The 17,777-nt window shown below is 70.8% G+C and carries 17 protein-coding genes; 6 read left to right on the forward strand and 11 right to left on the reverse strand.

From position 1 onward, the window contains the following. Nucleotides 1-116 precede the first annotated feature (116 nt). The 6 genes from hutI to OFY01_RS27370 all read right to left on the reverse strand — a co-directional run bounded on the left by hutI (nt 117) and on the right by OFY01_RS27370 (nt 6,982). Nucleotides 117-1,292 carry an imidazolonepropionase gene (hutI, locus tag OFY01_RS27345; protein ID WP_266604313.1) on the reverse strand — a complete coding sequence of 392 codons (1,176 nt, stop codon included), beginning with the start codon at nt 1,290-1,292 and terminating at the stop codon, nt 117-119. Between the two features lie 116 nt (nt 1,293-1,408). Beyond that, on the reverse strand, nt 1,409-2,770 hold the full coding sequence (locus tag OFY01_RS27350) for a formimidoylglutamate deiminase (RefSeq protein ID WP_266604314.1): 1,362 nt from the start codon (nt 2,768-2,770) through the stop codon (nt 1,409-1,411). Further along, entirely contained in the window at nt 2,767-3,975 is a 1,209-nt protein-coding gene (locus OFY01_RS27355; protein ID WP_266604389.1) for an allantoate amidohydrolase, read from the reverse strand. Before OFY01_RS27355 ends, OFY01_RS27350 begins: the two co-directional genes overlap by 4 nt. A 71-nt stretch (nt 3,976-4,046) precedes the next feature. Beyond that, nucleotides 4,047-5,705: a urocanate hydratase gene (gene hutU / locus OFY01_RS27360; protein ID WP_266604316.1), complete on the reverse strand. Its 1,659-nt coding sequence runs from the start codon at nt 5,703-5,705 to the stop codon at nt 4,047-4,049. 123 nt (nt 5,706-5,828) lie between these two features. Then, complete coding sequence (locus OFY01_RS27365; protein WP_266604318.1) at nt 5,829-6,398, reverse strand: hypothetical protein; 570 nt, start codon at nt 6,396-6,398, stop codon at nt 5,829-5,831. Nucleotides 6,399-6,520: 122 nt separating this feature from the next. Further along, on the reverse strand, nt 6,521-6,982 hold the full coding sequence (locus tag OFY01_RS27370; RefSeq protein WP_266604320.1) for a hypothetical protein: 462 nt from the start codon (nt 6,980-6,982) through the stop codon (nt 6,521-6,523). Nucleotides 6,983-7,238: 256 nt separating this feature from the next. On the opposite strand from OFY01_RS27370, the gene OFY01_RS27375 reads away from it, so the two are divergent. Together OFY01_RS27375 and qcrB are read left to right on the forward strand one after the other, a co-directional pair. Then, nucleotides 7,239-7,454, forward strand: a complete 216-nt coding sequence (locus OFY01_RS27375; RefSeq protein WP_266604322.1) for a hypothetical protein — start codon at nt 7,239-7,241, stop codon at nt 7,452-7,454. Nucleotides 7,455-7,832: 378 nt separating this feature from the next. Beyond that, nucleotides 7,833-9,431 (forward strand): cytochrome bc1 complex cytochrome b subunit, encoded by a 1,599-nt coding sequence (gene qcrB / locus OFY01_RS27380; RefSeq protein ID WP_407700435.1) that lies wholly within the window; start codon nt 7,833-7,835, stop codon nt 9,429-9,431. Here the strand turns inward: qcrB and ctaF are convergent. Together ctaF and ctaD are read right to left on the reverse strand one after the other, a co-directional pair. Continuing rightward, nucleotides 9,349-9,750, reverse strand: coding sequence for an aa3-type cytochrome oxidase subunit IV (ctaF, locus tag OFY01_RS27385; RefSeq protein ID WP_266604324.1), 402 nt, complete (start codon nt 9,748-9,750; stop codon nt 9,349-9,351). The genes qcrB and ctaF overlap by 83 nt on opposite strands. Nucleotides 9,751-9,895: 145 nt before the next feature. Beyond that, nucleotides 9,896-11,701, reverse strand: a complete 1,806-nt coding sequence (gene ctaD, locus OFY01_RS27390) for an aa3-type cytochrome oxidase subunit I (protein ID WP_266604326.1) — start codon at nt 11,699-11,701, stop codon at nt 9,896-9,898. 147 nt (nt 11,702-11,848) lie between these two features. Between ctaD and OFY01_RS27395 the strand changes: the two genes are divergently transcribed. The 3 genes from OFY01_RS27395 to OFY01_RS27405 all read left to right on the forward strand — a co-directional run bounded on the left by OFY01_RS27395 (nt 11,849) and on the right by OFY01_RS27405 (nt 14,483). Further along, complete coding sequence (locus OFY01_RS27395) at nt 11,849-12,709, forward strand: MurR/RpiR family transcriptional regulator (RefSeq protein WP_266604328.1); 861 nt, start codon at nt 11,849-11,851, stop codon at nt 12,707-12,709. A gap of 571 nt (nt 12,710-13,280) precedes the next feature. Further along, nucleotides 13,281-13,895, forward strand: a complete 615-nt coding sequence (locus OFY01_RS27400) for a hypothetical protein (protein ID WP_266604330.1) — start codon at nt 13,281-13,283, stop codon at nt 13,893-13,895. Between the two features lie 3 nt (nt 13,896-13,898). Next, nucleotides 13,899-14,483, forward strand: a complete 585-nt coding sequence (locus OFY01_RS27405; protein ID WP_266604332.1) for a J domain-containing protein — start codon at nt 13,899-13,901, stop codon at nt 14,481-14,483. 128 nt (nt 14,484-14,611) lie between these two features. Here OFY01_RS27405 and OFY01_RS27410 read toward each other — a convergent pair whose 3' ends face one another. Both OFY01_RS27410 and OFY01_RS27415 read right to left on the reverse strand, forming a co-directional pair. Beyond that, nucleotides 14,612-14,833 (reverse strand): DUF397 domain-containing protein, encoded by a 222-nt coding sequence (locus OFY01_RS27410; RefSeq protein ID WP_266604334.1) that lies wholly within the window; start codon nt 14,831-14,833, stop codon nt 14,612-14,614. After that, nucleotides 14,830-15,255 (reverse strand): DUF5753 domain-containing protein, encoded by a 426-nt coding sequence (locus tag OFY01_RS27415; protein WP_266604336.1) that lies wholly within the window; start codon nt 15,253-15,255, stop codon nt 14,830-14,832. Before OFY01_RS27415 ends, OFY01_RS27410 begins: the two co-directional genes overlap by 4 nt. A gap of 56 nt (nt 15,256-15,311) precedes the next feature. On the opposite strand from OFY01_RS27415, the gene OFY01_RS27420 reads away from it, so the two are divergent. Beyond that, nucleotides 15,312-16,196 (forward strand): methyltransferase domain-containing protein, encoded by an 885-nt coding sequence (locus OFY01_RS27420; RefSeq protein WP_266604338.1) that lies wholly within the window; start codon nt 15,312-15,314, stop codon nt 16,194-16,196. Between the two features lie 62 nt (nt 16,197-16,258). Here the strand turns inward: OFY01_RS27420 and OFY01_RS27425 are convergent, their stop codons facing one another. Next, the gene (locus OFY01_RS27425; protein ID WP_266604340.1) at nt 16,259-17,650 is read right to left on the reverse strand and encodes a cystathionine beta-synthase; all 1,392 of its coding nucleotides are present in this window, start codon (nt 17,648-17,650) and stop codon (nt 16,259-16,261) included. Nucleotides 17,651-17,777 lie beyond the last annotated feature (127 nt).

Below are 17,777 nucleotides of genomic sequence, written 5' to 3' on the forward strand. Positions count from 1 at the left end.
CTGGGGAGGGTGTTGCCCGGTGGGGAATCAGCCAGGTTCAAATTGGCCTGGACCAATGCGCCGGTCAAGACCCTCCGCAGGATTCACAGCAATCCGCGGGGTGTGGAGCGATCCGGTCAGCGCGCGCCCTGGGGCTTCCCCGCGCGCCGCACCTCCCGCACCAGCGGAACCCCGGGCCGGTAGGCGAAGTGGACGTGGCTCGGGGCGTCCAGGATCGCCAGGTCCGCCCTCGCCCCCACGCCCAGGTGGCCGACGTCCGTGCGGCGCAGGGCCTTCGCGCCGCCCGCCGTCGCCGACCAGAGCGCTTCGTCGGGGGTCATGCCCATGTCCCGTACGGCCAGGGCGATGCAGAAGGGGACCGAGGAGGTGAAGGACGAGCCGGGGTTGCAGTCCGTGGACAACGCCACCGTGGCGCCCGCGTCGAGGAGGCGGCGGGCGTCCGGCCACTGGGCGCGGGTGGAGAACTCGGCCCCGGGGAGCAGCGTCGCCACCGTGTCGCTGTTGGCCAGCGCGTCCACGTCGGCGTCCGTCAGGTGCGTGCAGTGGTCGGCCGAGGCCGCGTCCAGTTCGACCGCCAGTTGGACGCCGGGGCCGTAGCTGAGCTGGTTCGCGTGGACGCGGGGGTGGAGGCCCCGCGCCCTTCCCGCCGTGAGGACGGCCCGCGCCTGGTCGCCGTCGAACGCGCCCTTCTCGCAGAAGACGTCGATCCAGCGGGCGTGCGGGGCGCAGGCGTCCAGCATCTCGCCCGTCACCAACTCCACGTAGGCGGCGGGGTCTTCTGCATAGTCGGGCGAGACGATGTGCGCGCCCAGGTACGTGACCTCGTCCGTGTGGGCCGCCGCGATGCGCAGGGCGCGTTCCTCGTCGTGGGTCGTCAGGCCGTAGCCCGACTTCGTCTCGAACGTCGTCGTGCCCTGGCGGAGTGCCTCCGACAGGTGGCGCACCAGGTTCCGTTCCAGTTCCGCGTCGGTCGCCGCGCGCGTCGCCGCCACCGTCGTACGGATGCCGCCCGCGCTGTAACCGCGGCCCGACATACGCGCGTTGAACTCCGCCGTGCGGTCGCCCGCGAAGACCAGGTGGGAGTGGGAGTCGACGAATCCGGGGATCACCGCCCCGCCCCGCGCGTCGTGCGTCGTGTCCGTCGGCGGTGTCCGCGCCGTCGGGCCGGCCCAGGCGATCTTGCCGTCCTCGATGACCAGGGCCGCGTTCTCCACCAGCCCCAGTGGGCCCTCGCCCAGCTCCGGGGCGTTCGTGACGAGTGTGCCGATGTTGGTGATCGACGTCGTGGGCATGATGTCTGTCGTTCCTCTCGTCTGGCGTACAGGCCCTACCTCGGCCACCTCGGCCACCTCGGCCACCTCAGCCGCCACAACCACCTCGGCCACCTCAGCCACCTCAGCCACCTCGGCTACCTGAGCGCCGAGATCGCCTCGGTCAGGGCCGATGCCACGTCGCCGATCCGTCCGTGGACGCCGTCGCGGACGATCTGGCGGCCCGAGGCCACCACGTTCGTCACGTCCGCCGCCGTCGCCGCGAACGCCACCGCCTGCGCGGCCGTCTCGGGCCTGGTGCCCGCCGTGCGGACCGAGTTCAGGTCCACCGTGACCAGGTCGGCGACCGCGCCGGGTTCCAGTACGCCCGCGCCGCGCCAGCCCAGCGCCGCGTGGCCGTCGGACGTGGCCGCGCGCAGCAGGGCCGCGGCCGTCCAGTGGCCGCGGATGTGGGTGCGCAGGCGCTCGTCGAGCTCCATCGCCCGCGCCTCCTCGAACATGTCGATCACCGCGTGGCTGTCCGAGCCGAGGGAGAGCGTCGAGCCCGCCTGCTGGAGTCGCGCCGCGGGGCCGATGCCGTCGGCCAGGTCGCGTTCGGTCGTCGGGCACATGCACGTGCCCGTGTGCGTACGGCCGAGGAGCGCGATGTCCCCGTGCGTGAGGTGCGTGTTGTGGACGCCTGTCGTGGACGGGCCCAACACCCCGTTGTCCGCGAGGAGTTGGGTGGGCGTGCAGCCGTGGGCCGCCTGGCACGCCTCGTTCTCCGCCGGCTGTTCCGACAGGTGGACGTGGAGCGGGGCGCCGCGCCGGCCCGCCCACTGCGCCACCGTGGCCAACTGGTCCGCCGGGACCGCCCGAACCGAGTGCACCGCGGCGCCGATCCGCGCATGCGGACGGTCCTTGAGCTGCGACGCCCGCTCGGCCCATGCCTCCGCCGTACCGTCGGAGAAGCGCAACTGGTGGTGGTCGGGCGCCTTGCCGAAGCCCGACGAGACGTACGCCGTGTCGAGCAGCGTGATGCGGATGCCCGCCTCGTCGGCCGCCGCGATCAGGGCCTCGCCCATCGCGTTCGGGTCGGCGTACGGGGTGCCGCCGGGCGCGTGGTGGAGGTAGTGGAACTCGCCCACCGCCGTGATCCCGGCCAGCGCCATCTCCGCGTAGACCGCGCACGCCAGCGCGTGGTACGTGTCCGGGGTGAGCCGGTCGGCGACCGAGTACATCGTCTCGCGCCAGGTCCAGAACGTGCCGGAGCCGACCTGCACGGTGCCGCGCAGCGCCCGGTGGAAGGCGTGGCTGTGGGCGTTGGCCAGGCCGGGGAGCGTCAGGCCGTACAGCGCTGTCGCTCCGGCGGGCGGGGCGTCCACCTCCGTGCGGACCTCCGTGATGTGGCCGTCGGCCACCTCCACCACCACGCCCGGCTCCACCGTCGGGTCGAGCCAGGCGTGTTCCAGCCAGTACGTCGCCTTCGTGTCCGTCGCGCCCGTCGCCGTCGTCGTCACGTGCAGGCCAGCCCTTCCAGTACGTCGGCCAGTGCGCGCACCCCGGCCAGGCAGTCGTCCTCGGCCGCGAACTCGGCCGGGGAGTGCGAGACGCCCGTGGGGTTGCGTACGAACAGCATGGCGGTCGGGACGGACGAGGCGAGGATTCCCGCGTCGTGTCCCGCGCCGGTCCCCAGGACGGGGACCCTCAGCGGCGGGTCGGTCTCCTTGCCCAGGATGCGGGTCAGCTCGTCGCGGAGCGCGTGGTCGAAGTCGACGATCGGGGTGAACGACTCTCGGGTGAGGGACACGTCGACGCCGTGCGCCCGCGCGTAGTCGTGCGCCGCCTTCTCGATCGCCGTGACCGTCGTGTCCAGCGCGTCCTGGTCGGCCGCGCGGGAGTCGAGCCAGCCGCGGACGAGCGACGGGATGGCGTTGACGCCGTTGGGCTCGACGGCGATCTTGCCGAAGGTCGCGACCGCGCCCGCGAGCCGTGCCTCGCGGCGGGCCGCCAGGACCGTCTCCGCGTACGGGAGCATCGGGTCGCGGCGGTCGGCCAGACGGGTGGTGCCCGCGTGGTTGGCCTCGCCGCGGAAGTCGAACCGCCAGCGGCCGTGCGGCCAGATGCTGCTGGCGATGCCCACCGGGTCGCCGGAGAGGTCCAGCGCCCGGCCCTGTTCCACGTGCAGCTCGACGAACGCGCCGATGCGGGCGAGGCGTTCCGGGTCCGGGCCGATCGCCTCCGGGTCGTAGCCCGCGCGCTCCATCGCCCGGGGGAGGGTGACGCCGTCCCCGTCGGTGAGGCCGTACGCCGCCTCGCGGGTGAGCACGCCCGCGGTGAGGCGGGAGCCCACGCAGGCCAGGCCGAAACGCGCGCCCTCCTCGTCGCCGAAGTTCACGATCGCCAGGGGGCGGGTGAACTCGGCTTCGCGGGAGCGCAGTTCGTCGAGCGCGGCGAAGGAGGAGACGACGCCCAGCGGTCCGTCGAAGGCGCCGCCGTCCGGGACGGAGTCCAGGTGCGAGCCGGTCACCACGGCGTTTGCGGCGGTCGGGTCGCCGAGCCAGGCCCACTGGTTGCCGTTGCGGTCGAGTTCGTAGGTGAGACCGCGGGCGGTCGCCTGCTCCTTGAACCACTCCCGGCAGTCGGCGTCCGCCGCCGTCCAGGCGTAGCGGCGGTAGCCGGTCGTGTCCTTGTCACGGCCGATGGGGTGCAGGTCACGCCACATCGCCGTGAAATCGGGGAGCGTCGGCGAGTGCGGGTTCGCGGTGGCTGCCCGCGCCGCTTTCGGGTGGACCGTCATTCGCCCTCCCGCATCGGCACGCGCACGCCCCGCTCGCCGGCCACCGATTCCGCGATGTCGTAGCCCGCGTCCACGTGGCGGATGACGCCCATGCCGGGGTCGTTGGTCAGGACGCGCCGGATCTTCTCGCCCGCGAGCGCCGTGCCGTCGGCGACCGTGACCTGGCCCGCGTGGATCGAGCGGCCCATGCCGACGCCGCCGCCGTGGTGGATGGAGACCCACGACGCTCCCGAGGCGACGTTCACCATGGCGTTCAGCAGCGGCCAGTCGGCGATGGCGTCGGAGCCGTCGAGCATCGCCTCGGTCTCCCGGTACGGGGAGGCCACCGAGCCGCAGTCGAGGTGGTCGCGGCCGATGGCCAGCGGGGCGGCGAGTTCGCCGCTCGCCACCATGTCGTTGAAGCGCTCGCCCGCGCGGTCCCGCTCCCCGTATCCCAGCCAGCAGATACGGGCGGGCAGGCCCTGGAAGTGGACCCGCTCCCCCGCCATCTTGATCCAGCGGGCCAGCGACTCGTTCTCGGGGAAGAGGTCGAGGATCGCCTTGTCGGTCTTGGCGATGTCGCTCGCCTCGCCGGAGAGCGCCGCCCAGCGGAACGGTCCCTTGCCCTCGCAGAACAGCGGCCGGATGTAGGCGGGAACGAAGCCGGGGAACGCGAACGCCCGCTCGTAGCCCGCGAGTTGGGCCTCGCCCCGGATCGAGTTGCCGTAGTCGAAGACCTCGGCGCCCGCGTCCATGAAGCCGACCATCGCCTCCACGTGCCGCGCCATCGACTCGCGCGCCCGCGTCGTGAAGCCCGCCGGGTCCTTGGCCGCCGCGTCCGCCATGTCCTCGAAGGCGACGCCAAGCGGCAGGTACGAGAGCGGGTCGTGGGCCGAGGTCTGGTCCGTGACGATGTCGATGGGCGCCGACTCCGCGAGCATGCGCGGCAGCAGTTCGGCGGCGTTGCCGAGCAGGCCGATCGACAGGGGGCGGCGGGCGTCGCGGGCCTCCACGGCCAGCTGGAGCGCGTGCTCCAGGGAGTCCGCCCTCACGTCCAGGTACCTGTGCTCGATGCGGCGCTCGATGGCGCGCGGGTCGCAGTCGATACAGATGGCGACGCCGTCGTTCATCGTGACGGCCAGCGGTTGGGCGCCGCCCATGCCGCCGAGACCGGCCGTCAGCGTGATCGTCCCGGCGAGGGTGCCGTCGAACTTCTTCGCGGCGACCGCGGCGAACGTCTCGTACGTGCCCTGGAGGATGCCCTGTGTGCCGATGTAGATCCAGGAGCCCGCGGTCATCTGGCCGTACATGGTCAGACCCAGTTGTTCGAGCCGCCGGAACTCCTCCCAGTTCGCCCAGTCGCCCACCAGGTTGGAGTTGGCGATCAGCACGCGCGGCGCCCACTCGTGGGTCTGCATGACGCCGACCGGACGCCCGGACTGGACGAGCATGGTCTCGTCCTGCTTGAGCGTCCGCAGCGTGCGGATCATCGCGTCGAAGGAGCGCCAGTCGCGGGCGGCCTTGCCCGTGCCGCCGTAGACGACGAGCTTGTCGGGGTGCTCGGCGACCTCGGGGTCGAGGTTGTTCTGGAGCATGCGCAGGGCGGCCTCCTGCTGCCAGCCGAGGGCGCTCAGTTCCGTGCCGCGGGGGGCTCGTACGGGGCGGGGTCCTGACATGACTGCCTCCTGCTCCTGGCATGCGAATGCACGGGTCGTGTGGGCTCGGCTATTCACATCCTGTCTTCATGAATAGCCCTAGTCAATACACTCCTCGGCCAGGTGTGCCGTGCGGGGGACCGTTCAGCCGCGCCGCGCCCCGCCCACCCCCGCGTCACCGGCCGCGGTGCCCGTGGTCCGGTACGCCTTGACCCGCTTGCCCGCGGGCGCGCCCGCGCGGGAGCCGAGCCAGTCCACGCGCAGCCACAGCAGCCGCTGCTCGTCGTGCTCGCGGCGGCCGAGCCACACCGCCTTCAGCCACAGCCCCGCGCCCGCCCCGGCCAGCGCCATGCCGCCCGCCGCCGGCACCGCGAACGAGCCGCCGAGCGCGGCGAGGAAGGCGAGGACCAGCCACCAGCGGTGGCCGCGCCGCCAGTTCCGTACGGTGACCGCGCGATCCTGGAGCACGTCGCGCCGGCCCGCGCGTGCGGCGGCGCGGGCGAGCGCCGCGTACCGCTTCCTGCGGGCGTACGCCGTCACGGCCAGCGCCACCACGAAGAGGGCGGCCCCGGCCATGACCCCGATGCGCCGCCCGGTCAGCCCCGGCACCAGCGCGCCGAGGCTCGCCGACAGCACACCGAGCCACCACAGCGGGGCGGCTCCGGCCCGCACCACCACGGCCGCCCTGACCAGCCCCTGCGCTCCGCGCGTCACGTCCCTCTCCCTCCGTCGGCCCGGTCCGTCGCCCGGTTCGGTCGGCGGGGGAGGTTAGTGGGCGTAGATGAGCGTTGCGTGAGAAACGGCCGCGTACGGCAGGACGCGGAAACGGGAGGCCGTCAGTCCTCCCAGTCGGAGTCCCGGCCGCCACGCCCGTCGCCGCGCCGGGCCGCGCGGTTCCGCGCCGACCAGGGAGCCCGGTCGCCCGACGCGAGCGCGTTCACGCCGACGACCCCGGCCCACGCGGCCAGCAGCCCCGCGAGACCGGCGTTGGCGACGGCGATCGCGGAGAGCGGGATGGCGAGGATCAGGGAGATCAGGGCGAAGCCGAAGCGTTCGCCCCAGGAGTCGACGGGCGAGCGGCCGCCGTCGCGCGCGTCGCGGGCGAGGACCATCTGCTGCTCGGCCAGCTGCCTGCGCACCCGCCGCTCCACGACGGAGTCCAGACGCTCCTCGACCTTCTCCAGGAACGAGTCGGCGAGCACCGACTCGTACTCCTCGCCCAGCTCCCTGCGGGCGTGCAGGGTGGCGTCGAGATCCTTCTTGAGTTCGGCGTCACGCGCGCCTTCACGGGCTTCCATGGCGTTCTACGGTACGGAGGCGAGCCCCAGGGTGCAGTAGGGCTAGCCCCCCTCCTCGCACCGGGCCGGGCCCCAGCGCCCACCGGCTCGCGCCCCCGCCGAAGACACGGCCGCGAACACGGCCGCGAACCTGGCCGCATACCGCCATGCAGCGCCCCGTCGCCGTGAATACTTCACCAACGCCTTGGCGCACGCGGATACACCGAACGGGGTAACGGGTACAAAATAGGCTATAAGCGCTGCAAGGAGGGCAACCATGTCCGAACAGTCCGAACAGCGAAACGCCGAGGACGAAGAGTTCTACTCCCGCGACCGTCCGGCGCATCACCCGACGCTCCCCGAGGACCGGCCCCGCGGCAACGCCGGCGGCCCGATCCTTCCCACGCTGCATCACCGGGGGTTCTGGTTCACGACGGCCGTCGTGATCGGTGTCATCCTCGTGATCGCCGTCGGCATCGCCCTGTTCCCCTGACGTGGAACCCGCGACTTCCCCTGACGTGGAACCCGCGGCACAGGCGATGTGCGAGGCCGGCAAGAGCCCCGATCCGGATGAGGCCCCGGCGCAAGGGACCGACGAGGACCCGATGAGGACCCGATGAGGACCCCATGGCGGCCCGCGCCTCGGCCGATCGGGTGTCGCGGCCGGGGCGCGGGAGTGTTTCGCCGGGGCGGGGCAGCTGTCGCGCGCACCGTGGTGAAGGCATGAGGTAAGGCGTGCCGTGTGCGCTGACGGCCAGCAGGGCGAGTAGAGGGAGGCGTGTCGCTTCGTGGTTCACGAAAGGCCTGTGGAGGACCGGGGCGGCCGCCGCCCTCATGAGCGCTCCGCTCAGGGCGGCACGCAGGGCGCGCGATGACGGCCGCGCCGTCCGAGCCCGAGCCCACATCACCGTCAGCGCGCGAGCCAGGGGCCCGGCCAGGGCCCGAGCGGGAGCGGACCGCGCCCGCGGGCGAGCTCATCGCCGACGCCGTCGACGGTCGGATGCCCGCGTACGAGGGCGGGGCACTGCTGCGCAAGGCGTTCCCCGACCACTGGTCGTTCCTGCTCGGCGAGCTCGCGCTCTACAGCCTGATCCTTCTGATCCTGACCGGCGTCTGGCTGACCTTCTTCTTCAAACCGGACATGCGCGAGATCGCGTACGCGGGCCCGTACCTGCCCCTGCGCGGGGTACGGGTGTCGGAGGCGTTCGACTCGACCCTGCACATCAGTTTCGACGTGCGCGGCGGGCTGCTCATCCGGCAGATGCACCACTGGGCGGCGCTGGTGTTCGTCTCCGCCATCGGGCTGCACCTGCTGCGCGTCTTCTTCACCGGCGCCTTCCGCAGGCCGCGCGAGATGAACTGGGTCATCGGCGTCACCCTGTTCCTGCTGGCGGTCGTCGAGGGCTTCGCCGGGTACTCGCTGCCGGACGATCTGCTGTCCGGCACCGGGCTGCGCATCGCCGAGGGCGTCATGCTGTCGGTCCCGGTCGTGGGCACGTACATCACCATGTTCGTGTTCGGCGGCCAGTTCCCCGGTCACGACCTGATCCCCCGCCTGTACGGGCTGCACATCCTGCTGCTGCCCGGCGCCCTGATCGGGCTCCTCACCGCCCACCTGATCCTCGTCTTCTACCTGAAGCACACGCAGTGGCGCGGGCCGGGGCGTTCGAACCGCAATGTGCGCGGCAGGCCCCTGTTCCCCCGGTTCACGGCCGCCTCCTCGGGCCTCTCCCTGATGGTCTTCGGCGCCCTGACGGTGCTCAGCGCCGTCGCGCAGATCAACCCCGTGTGGACGTACGGGCCCTACCGCCCCGACCAGGCGTCGACCGGCTCCCAGCCCGACTGGTACGTCGGCTTCCTGGAGGGTTCGCTGCGCCTGGTGCCGTACTGGGAGACGTCCATCGCGGGACACACGGTCAGCTGGAACGTGCTGCTGCCCGCCGTCGTCCTGCCGGGACTGCTCTTCACCGTCCTGTACGTGTATCCGTTCGCCGAGCAGTTCCTGACCGGCGAGTGGGACCAGGAGCACCACCTGTGCGACCGGCCGCGCGAGCGCCCCGTACGCACCGCTCTCGGCGTGGCGGGCATCACGACGTACGGCGTACTGCTCCTCGCCGGCGGCAACGACGTGATCGCGACGACCTTCGGCATCTCGGTCAACGCGATGACCTGGGGGCTGCGCGTCGGTCTCGTCCTCGCCCCGGTCATCGCCTTCATGGTCACCCGGCGGCTGTGCCACGCCCTGCTCGCCGCCGAGCGCAAACGCCTCAGGGAAGGCGTGGAATCGGGCGACGTACGGCAGAACATCGAGGGCGGTTACGAGGAAGCGCACCACCCCGTCAAGTCGTTCCGGCCGGGCGCGCCCCGCCGCCCGCCCCGGAAGCCGGTCAGCTCCCCTGGCCCTCACCGTGATGCACGTACTGGAGAGCCATCCCCGCCACACCGCGAGCCAGCACCCCGAAACCGATGAGGAACAGCCACAGCCCGTACACGATGCCGGTCGCCGTGAGCGCGGCGCCGAGGGCGGTGACGACCGGCCAGTAGCTGTGGGCCGGGAAGAACTCCACCGGTCCGGCGGCATCCGCGACCTCGGCCTCGGTACGGTCCTGCGGGCGCGCGCCCTTGCGGCGGTAGTTCACCGCGCAGAACAGGGAGATCGCCAGGGCCATGAGGAACGCGATGATCAGCACCGCCGTGCCGGTCGGATCGCGCGACCACACCCGGTAGAGCACGGCGGCCCCGCCGAAGAAGACGGCGATACCGCCGAAGAGCAGCGCTTCGATCTTCACGACGTCCCGTCCTCTCTCACCGCGGACTCCCGGCTCTCCGCCCGCACCGCGGGCCCTTCTCCTCCCACCTCAGGCTCCTCCCCTCTCCCATCGGCTCCGTCTCCCCTCACCTCTGGTCCGTCCCCTCTCACCTCAGGCCCTCCTCTCACCTCAGGCCCTCCTCGCGCTCCAGCCGGACGATCGCCGGGTGGTGCAGGTCGAAGGCGGGTGCCTCCGAGCGGATGCGGGGCAGCGCCACGAAGTTGTGCCGGGGCGCCGGGCAGGACGTCGCCCATTCGAGGCTGCGCCCGAAGCCCCACGGGTCGTCGGCCTCGACCTGCTCGCCGTACTTGGCGGTGTGCCAGACGTTGTAGAGGAACGGCAGGGTCGAGGCGCCCAGCAGGAAGGCGCCGATCGACGACACGGTGTTGAGCGTGGTGAAGCCGTCCGCGGGCAGGTAGTTCGCGTAGCGGCGCGGCATGCCGGACTCGCCGAGCCAGTGCTGCACCAGGAACGTCGACTGGAATCCCACGAAGAGCGTCCAGAAGTGGAATTTGCCGAGGCGTTCGTCGAGGTGCTTGCCGGTGAACTTGGGCCACCAGAAGTAGAAGCCCGCGAACATCGCGAAGACGACCGTCCCGAACAGCACGTAGTGCAGGTGGGCGACGATGAAGTACGAGTCCGTCAGATGGAAGTCCAGGGGCGGGGAGGCGATGAGCACCCCGCTGAGCCCGCCGAGCAGGAACGACACGAGGAAGCCGATCGCCCACAGCATCGGCGTCTCGAAGGACAGCGACGCCCGGTGCATGGTGCCGATCCAGGCGAAGAACTTGATGCCCGTGGGCACCGCGATCAGGAACGACATCACCGAGAAGAACGGCAGCAGCACCGCTCCCGTGACGAACATGTGGTGCGCCCACACGACCGCGGACAGCATGGTGATCGCGATGGTGGCGCCGATCATCGGCACATACCCGAAGTGCGGTTTGCGCGAGAAGACCGGGATGATCTCGCTGATGATCCCGAAGAACGGCAGCGCCACGATGTAGACCTCGGGATGCCCGAAGAACCAGAAGAGGTGCTGCCACAGGATCGCGCCGCCGTTCGCGGGGTCGAAGACGTGCGCGCCGAACTTGCGGTCCGCCTCCAGGGCGAACAGCGCCGCCGTGAGCACCGGGAAGGCGGGCAGCACCAGGATCGACGTGAACAGCGTGTTCCAGGTGAAGATCGGCATCCGGAACATGGTCATGCCGGGCGCACGCAGGCACATGATCGTGGTGATGAAGTTGACCGCGGTGAGCGTCGTCGACACACCCGTGACCACGAGCCCCATCGCCCACAGGTCACCGCCCGCGCCGGGCGAGTGGACGGCGCTGGTGAGCGGCGCGTACGCGAACCAGCCGAACGCCGCCGCGCCGCGCGGCGTCAGAAAGCCGGACACCACCATCAGGGCGCCGAACAGGTACATCCAGTAGGAGAGGGCGTTGAGCCGCGGGAAGGCCAGGTCCGGGGCGCCGATCTGCAGCGGCATCACGGCGTTCGCGAACCCGGCGAACATCGGGGTCGCGAACAGCAGCATCATGATCGTGCCGTGGATCGTGAACAGCTGGTTGTAGGTCTGTGCGCCCATGAACTGAAGTCCGGGGCGGGCGAGTTCGGACCGCATGGCCATGGCGAGCAGCCCGGCGAAGAGGAAGAAGGAGAAGGCCGTGACCATGTACAGGCGGCCGATCACCTTGTGGTCGGTGGTGGACGCCCAGTTCAGCAGCCGGCGTCCGAGGCCCGGGCCGGACGCGGGTGGCGGCTCCTCGGGAGGGTCGTCCTCGTTCTCGTCGTACGGGTAGTAGTCGTGCTGGACGCGCCGTTCGGCCTCGGCGACCTCGCCGGTCTCGCCAGACCGATCGGTCTGGCCGGAATCGTCGCTCTCGTCGGTCTCGTCGGCTGCGGCAAGTCGGTCTGATGCGTCAGTCATCGTCCTCCTCCGCGGGCCGGCTCCGGCCCGGCGGCGACGCTACCGGCGCGGGCACCGAGGCCCGGGAGGGCGCGCCCTGGCGCCCCCTCCCCCACCTGAATAGACTCATGCAAAAGCCCGAACACCTGAATGCACCGACGGGGAGACATGAGCGAGCGCACGCACGGGGAGGGCGGCGGCCAGGGCCCCGCCGCCCGGCTCCAGCACCTCTTCGAGGGGCACCGCCTCACGCCCACCCAGCGGCGCATCGCCCACTGCATGGTCCGCCGCGCCGCCGACGTGCCGTTCCTGTCGTCCGTGGAGCTGGCCGAGCTCGCCGGGGTGAGCCAGCCCTCCGTGACCCGGTTCGCGGTCGCGCTCGGTTTCGACGGGTACCCGGCGCTCCGCCGCCACCTGCGCGAGGTCTCCCCCGCCGAACCGGCCGTCGACGCCGTGGCCAACGAGTACCAGAAGGCCGTCGAGGCCGAGATCGCCAACCTCCGCCACCTGTCCGACCTGCTGGCCGACCCCGCACCGGTCGAGCGGGCGGGGCAGCTGCTCGCCGCCTCCCGGCCGCTGCCCGTGCTCGGGCTGCGCGCGGCGGCCTCGCAGGCGTACGGGTTCTCGTACTTCGCCGCGAAGGTCCACCCGGACGTGCGCCTCCTCGACGAGGGCGGCACCATGCTGGCCGACCGCATCGACGCGGCGGTCCGGGCGGGAGCCACGACCCTGCTGTGCTTCGCCCTGCCACGCCACCCGCGCGAGGTGGTGGAGGCGCTCGCCCACGCCCGGTCCGTGGGCCTGACCGTCGTCACCGTCGCCGACTCCGCCTTCGCGCCGGTCGCCGCCCATTCGGACCTGCTGCTCCCGGCCGCCGTCGGCACGGGCCTCGCCTTCGACACGGCGTGCGCGCCGATGCTGCTCGGGCGCGTGCTCCTGGAGGCGATGTGCGACGACCTGCCACAGGCGCAGGCGAGGCTGGAGGAGTTCGACGTACGAGCGGCGGAACGCGGCCTGTTCGCGGAGTGACCGCCGGTAGGGGGCTCGGTTCACGGGGAGGCGAGTTGCGCGGGGACCGCCGCACCCCCGTGTGACGGGGGGCGGGACGACGGCGGTCCCCGCGGACGGCGCGGGCCGGTCAGGGCCGGTGCCACGCCAGGGCGTCCATGGAGGTCCGGGAGCCGCTCCGGGTTTCCTTGACGCCGCTCGCTGCCGGTTGCCGGGGCGGGGAGCCGCTCCCGCCCTTCTCGCCGACACCCACCAATGTGCCGGAGGCGTGTTAAGTCGGTGCTGCGCGCACGTGTCGCGCTCGTACCAGTTTCCCGAACCTCCGGACCGGACTGTGCGGTTCGGGTGGTGAGCTGGGGGACGAGACGCGGCGGGCACCGCTGGTCGACCGGTCCGGCGCCGCCCGGATTCGCCCCGCACCCGGCGTGGCACCCCGGACGCGGATGGGTATGAGGGAACACACGAGGGACTTACGCCGAGGGGGAGGCGCCCAATGGATTCTTCATCGATGGTTCCGTACGGCTCCGGGCCGGTGAACCCGTCCGGGGGGAGGGAGATCGTCCGCCGGACGGCGATCCACGCACCCCGGCACATGGACCTCGTCACCGGACGGCCGCTTCGTCAGGCGTGGTGGGACTCCCTCCCCGCGCCCGCACGCGACCGGCTGCTCGAACGCGCCGGGCAGATCATCGAATGGTGGGCGGAAGAGGATGCGTCGGCGAGAGGACGCTCGTACGCGGTCGTCCTCGGTGAGCGTGGACTGGCTCTCGCGGAACCGAGGATCAACACGGAGCACAAGCCGGTGTACAAGATCTCCTGCCTGGTTCTGGATCCGTCCTCCTTCCGGCATGTGACTGTCGATCACCGGCCGCCTCCCGCGGCCTCGCCGCTGTCACCGGCGGGCGCATCGGCACCGCCGGAGATCGGGCTCGACGACGAGGCCAAAGGCGTCCTGGGGAATCTTCCGCAGAAGGTTCAGGAATTGCTTCAGGCGCCGTTCCTCGCCGGGCAGAAGATACTGACTCGGTCCTTTCACTACGAAGGACACGACCACCACCTGGACATGTTCGGGATCGTCCTGGCGGGCCCGCGTGACGTGACGGCCGCGGTCGGCTCCAAAAAAGTCCCGGTGGGTCATACCGATGCCACCGCGCACTGGGCCCTGACGTGCTACCGCGCGTCTGTCACGCAGCGCATCGGGCTGTGATCCATGGACCGCAGACTTCGTGATCTGGGCCATCACGACGCATACCGTCTGCTCGGCGTGCCGAACGACGCGTCCCGGGAGGACATCCGCGCGGCCTTCAAGAGAAGGATGAAGGACGTGCACCCGGATCGGGCGCCCGGAGGCAGTGATGAAGAGCTGTCGCGGTTGCTGATCGTCGCGCGCGATGTCCTGTTGAATCACCGGTCCGACTACGACGCGGCTCGCGCAACAAGGAAATCGCCGGTCCCGTCACGCGTGCCAAGTGCCGAGGCGAACACGGTGGACCCCTGGGAGACGGCCGACGCGGGCGTCGGCGCGACCACTCGCCGTCATCGACCGCAGCCGGGGTTTGTGCCGCCAGAACCCCCGGCTTCGCCACAGCGGGACTGGTGGAACACCGCGCACGGCAGCACGGCACCACAGCCGTCCCGCCCTCCGCGACCGTCCGACCCGCGACCTCGGGACAGTTATGCGCCTCGCACGCGAACGAGGCGCATGGAAGTGAACAAGGCCCTGGCCATTGTCTTCTTGGAGTTCGTACTCGTCTTGCTCGCGCTGCTCGTGTATGTGGTGGTCAAGGCCGCGTAGCCGGGAGGGCCGGACCGCATACCCGCGTGGGTCAGTGCCTCGTCGGACTGGTAAGGGATTCGGTTTCAACAGAAAAGAGCGCCCACCTCCGGAAGAAGGTGGGCGCTTCGGCCCTGACAGCGGCCAGGTCAAGGCAGCAGGTTTTCCTGGCCGCCCTGAATGCTCCTTGTGAACAACTCGTAGTCCTTGCGGGAGATGATCAGGACCTGAGCGTTCGGGTCGCCGACGTCCTTTGAGTCGCGCAGTGCCACAACCCCGTCGACGAACGCGACCTCCAGACAGTTGTTGCCTCCGTTGGACAAGTCGCTTTTCGCCCACTCGGCGTCGGTGAGGTCGACCTTCTTGTTCATGTGTAGCAGTCCTTGATCAGTTGCTCGATGAAGCGACGCGTCGCTCGCCTGTCGAGGGCCTTGGTACGGAGTGTGTCGAGCGCGGACACGTACCGGTCCACGTCTCCATCTTCCTCCAGGTACAGGGATGTCATCTTCGTCTCGACCACGGCTACTGGCGGTCCAGCCGGGAAATGCAGGACCTGGAATGGGCCGTCGACAGCCGCGTGGGCTCCCGCTTCGAAGGGCAGGACCTGTATTGCTACATGGTCATGCTCCCCCGTCATTGCTACATGGTCTTGCTCCCCCGTCACGTCCAGCAGGTGCTGAAGCTGGCCCCTCATGATGTCCGGTCCGCCGACGACCCGGCGCAGCGTGGCTTCGTCCAGGATGCAGGAGATGCTGATCGGTTCGTCCCTGGTCAGCGCAGCCTGGCGCGCCATGCGCAGCTCGACGAAACAACGGCGCCACCACCACGGACCGCACGCCGGTCACGGGTGTGCCCACCAGTTCCTCCACATTGCCCGGCGTCGTCGTCCGGATGCTCGAAGACCTCGAAGTCCCCGACAGAACAAAGGTCTTTCAAGCCGGTGGGGGCACCGACTACTCGACCGCCCTGATGTGTGAACGTCTCGGGGACAGGTACGTGACCAGCCGCGAGTACGACCCGGCCCTTTGCGACGTCGGCCGCGCACGCCTCGCCGCACTCGGCTACCGTCCTCGCCTGGTCTGCGGCGACGCCGCACGCGGCTACCCCGACGCCGCGCCCTACGGGCGGATCATCTCCACCTACTCACCCACCCACGTCCCCGCCGCGGGGCTGGAGCAAGCCGCCCCCGGCGCACTCGTCCTCGTCTCCCTCGTCGGAAGCCTGCGTGCCTACGGGTACGTACGCCTCAGCAAGCGCTCCGACACCGAAGCGAGCGGAAGGTTCATCAACGGCGACGTCTCCTTCATGCCCTCCCGCGAGATGGGCTCCCCTGAGATCGGCCCCCTCATCCGGAGCGCCTTGGCAGACAGGCGACGGTCACGCGGCGCCGATCCGGTCATTCATCCGGACGTCGTGGATGAACAGGGTCTCATGTGGGCCGCCCAAGTCGCCCTGCCCGGGACCACCCGTCTCAGCCTGACGACCGAGAACGGTTCCGGGCGCTGGTTCATCCACCCGGACGGCTCGTGGGCCGTACTGGAGACCAGGACGGACGCAGACGTACGCGCCTTCCAGGGCGGTCCGCGCCCGCTGTGGTCCGAACTGGAGAAGATCATCACACGCTGGCTCTCCGATGAGCGCCCCGGACTTGAGCGCTACGGCCTCACCGTCACCCCGAACGCCAACACGGTCTGGCTGGACGAGCCCGGTCGGACCGTGGGCACGCTGACCTGACACACGACGGCGGACGCCGTCCGGCGGCCCCCTCAAAGGGCGAGAGGGCCGCCGCCGGTCGTCTACTTGCCGCTCGTCCTGGCCAGGAACGCCAGCAGGTCCTGGCGGCTCACCACGCCCGTGGGCTTGCCCTCGACGAGGACGATCGCCGCGTCCGCCGCGCCGAGCACGCCCATCAGGTCCTCCACCGGTTCGCCGGAGCCCACCTGGGGCAGCGGCGGTGACATGTGCTTCTCCAGCGGGTCGTTCAGCGAGGCCCGCTGGGCGAACAGCGCGTCGAGAAGCTCCCGTTCCACGACCGAGCCGATCACCTCGGCCGCCATCACGTCCGGGTGTCCGGCGCCCGGCTTCACGATCGGCATCTGCGAGACGCCGTACTCGCGCAGCACCTCGATGGCCTGGCCGACCGTCTCCTCCGGGTGCATGTGGACCAGGGACGGCAGCGTGCCGCCCTCCTTGTCCTTGAGGACGTCGCCGACCCGCGCGCCGGAGCTGGAGTCGTCGAGGAAGCCGTAGTCCGCCATCCAGTCGTCGTTGAAGATCTTCGAGAGGTACCCGCGCCCGCTGTCCGGCAGCAGCACCACCACGATGTCGTCCGGGCCGAGCCGCTCGGCCACCCGCAGCGCCGCCACCACCGCCATGCCGCAGGAGCCGCCGACCAGCAGGCCCTCCTCCTTGGCCAGGCGGCGGGTCATCTGGAAGGAGTCCTTGTCGGAGACCGCGACGATCTCGTCGGCCACGTCACGGTCGTACGCAGTCGGCCAGAAGTCCTCGCCCACGCCCTCGACCAGGTAGGGCCTGCCCGAGCCACCGGAGTAGACCGAGCCCTCCGGGTCTGCGCCGATCACCTTGACCCGGCCCTCGCTCACGTCCTTCAGGTAGCGGCCGGTGCCGGAGATCGTGCCGCCGGTGCCGACGCCCGCGACGAAGTGGGTGATCTTCCCGTCCGTCTGCTCCCACAGTTCCGGGCCGGTGGAGTGGTAGTGGGAGAGCGGGTTGTTCGGGTTGCTGTACTGGTCGGGCTTCCAGGCGCCCGGAGTCTCACGGACCAGGCGGTCGGAGACGTTGTAGTACGAGTCCGGGTGCTCGGGGTCCACGGCGGTCGGGCAGACCACGACCTCCGCCCCGTACGCGCGCAGCACGTTGATCTTGTCGGTGGAGACCTTGTCGGGGCAGACGAAGATGCACTTGTAGCCCTTCTGCTGCGCCACGATCGCCAGACCGACCCCGGTGTTGCCGCTGGTCGGCTCCACGATCGTGCCGCCGGGCCGCAGCTCGCCGCTCTCCTCGGCCGCCTCGATCATGCGCAGCGCGATGCGGTCCTTCACGCTGCCGCCGGGGTTGAAGTACTCGACCTTGGCCAGGACGGTCGCCTGGATGCCCTCGGTCACCTTGTTGAGCCTGACGAGCGGGGTGTTGCCGACGAGGCTGATCATCGAGTCGTGGATCTGCACGTTTACTCCGGTTCTCCGGTTCTCCGGGTTTCCTTCACGGGGTCTCCCATGAGGATTCCGTAGGGATGCGGTCAGCGTATGCCGCCCACCGCCCTCACCAGGCCGTCATGCGCCATCACGACCGGCC

It is taken from the genome of Streptomyces beihaiensis (genome assembly GCF_026274175.1).
Lineage (GTDB): Bacteria > Actinomycetota > Actinomycetes > Streptomycetales > Streptomycetaceae > Streptomyces > Streptomyces beihaiensis.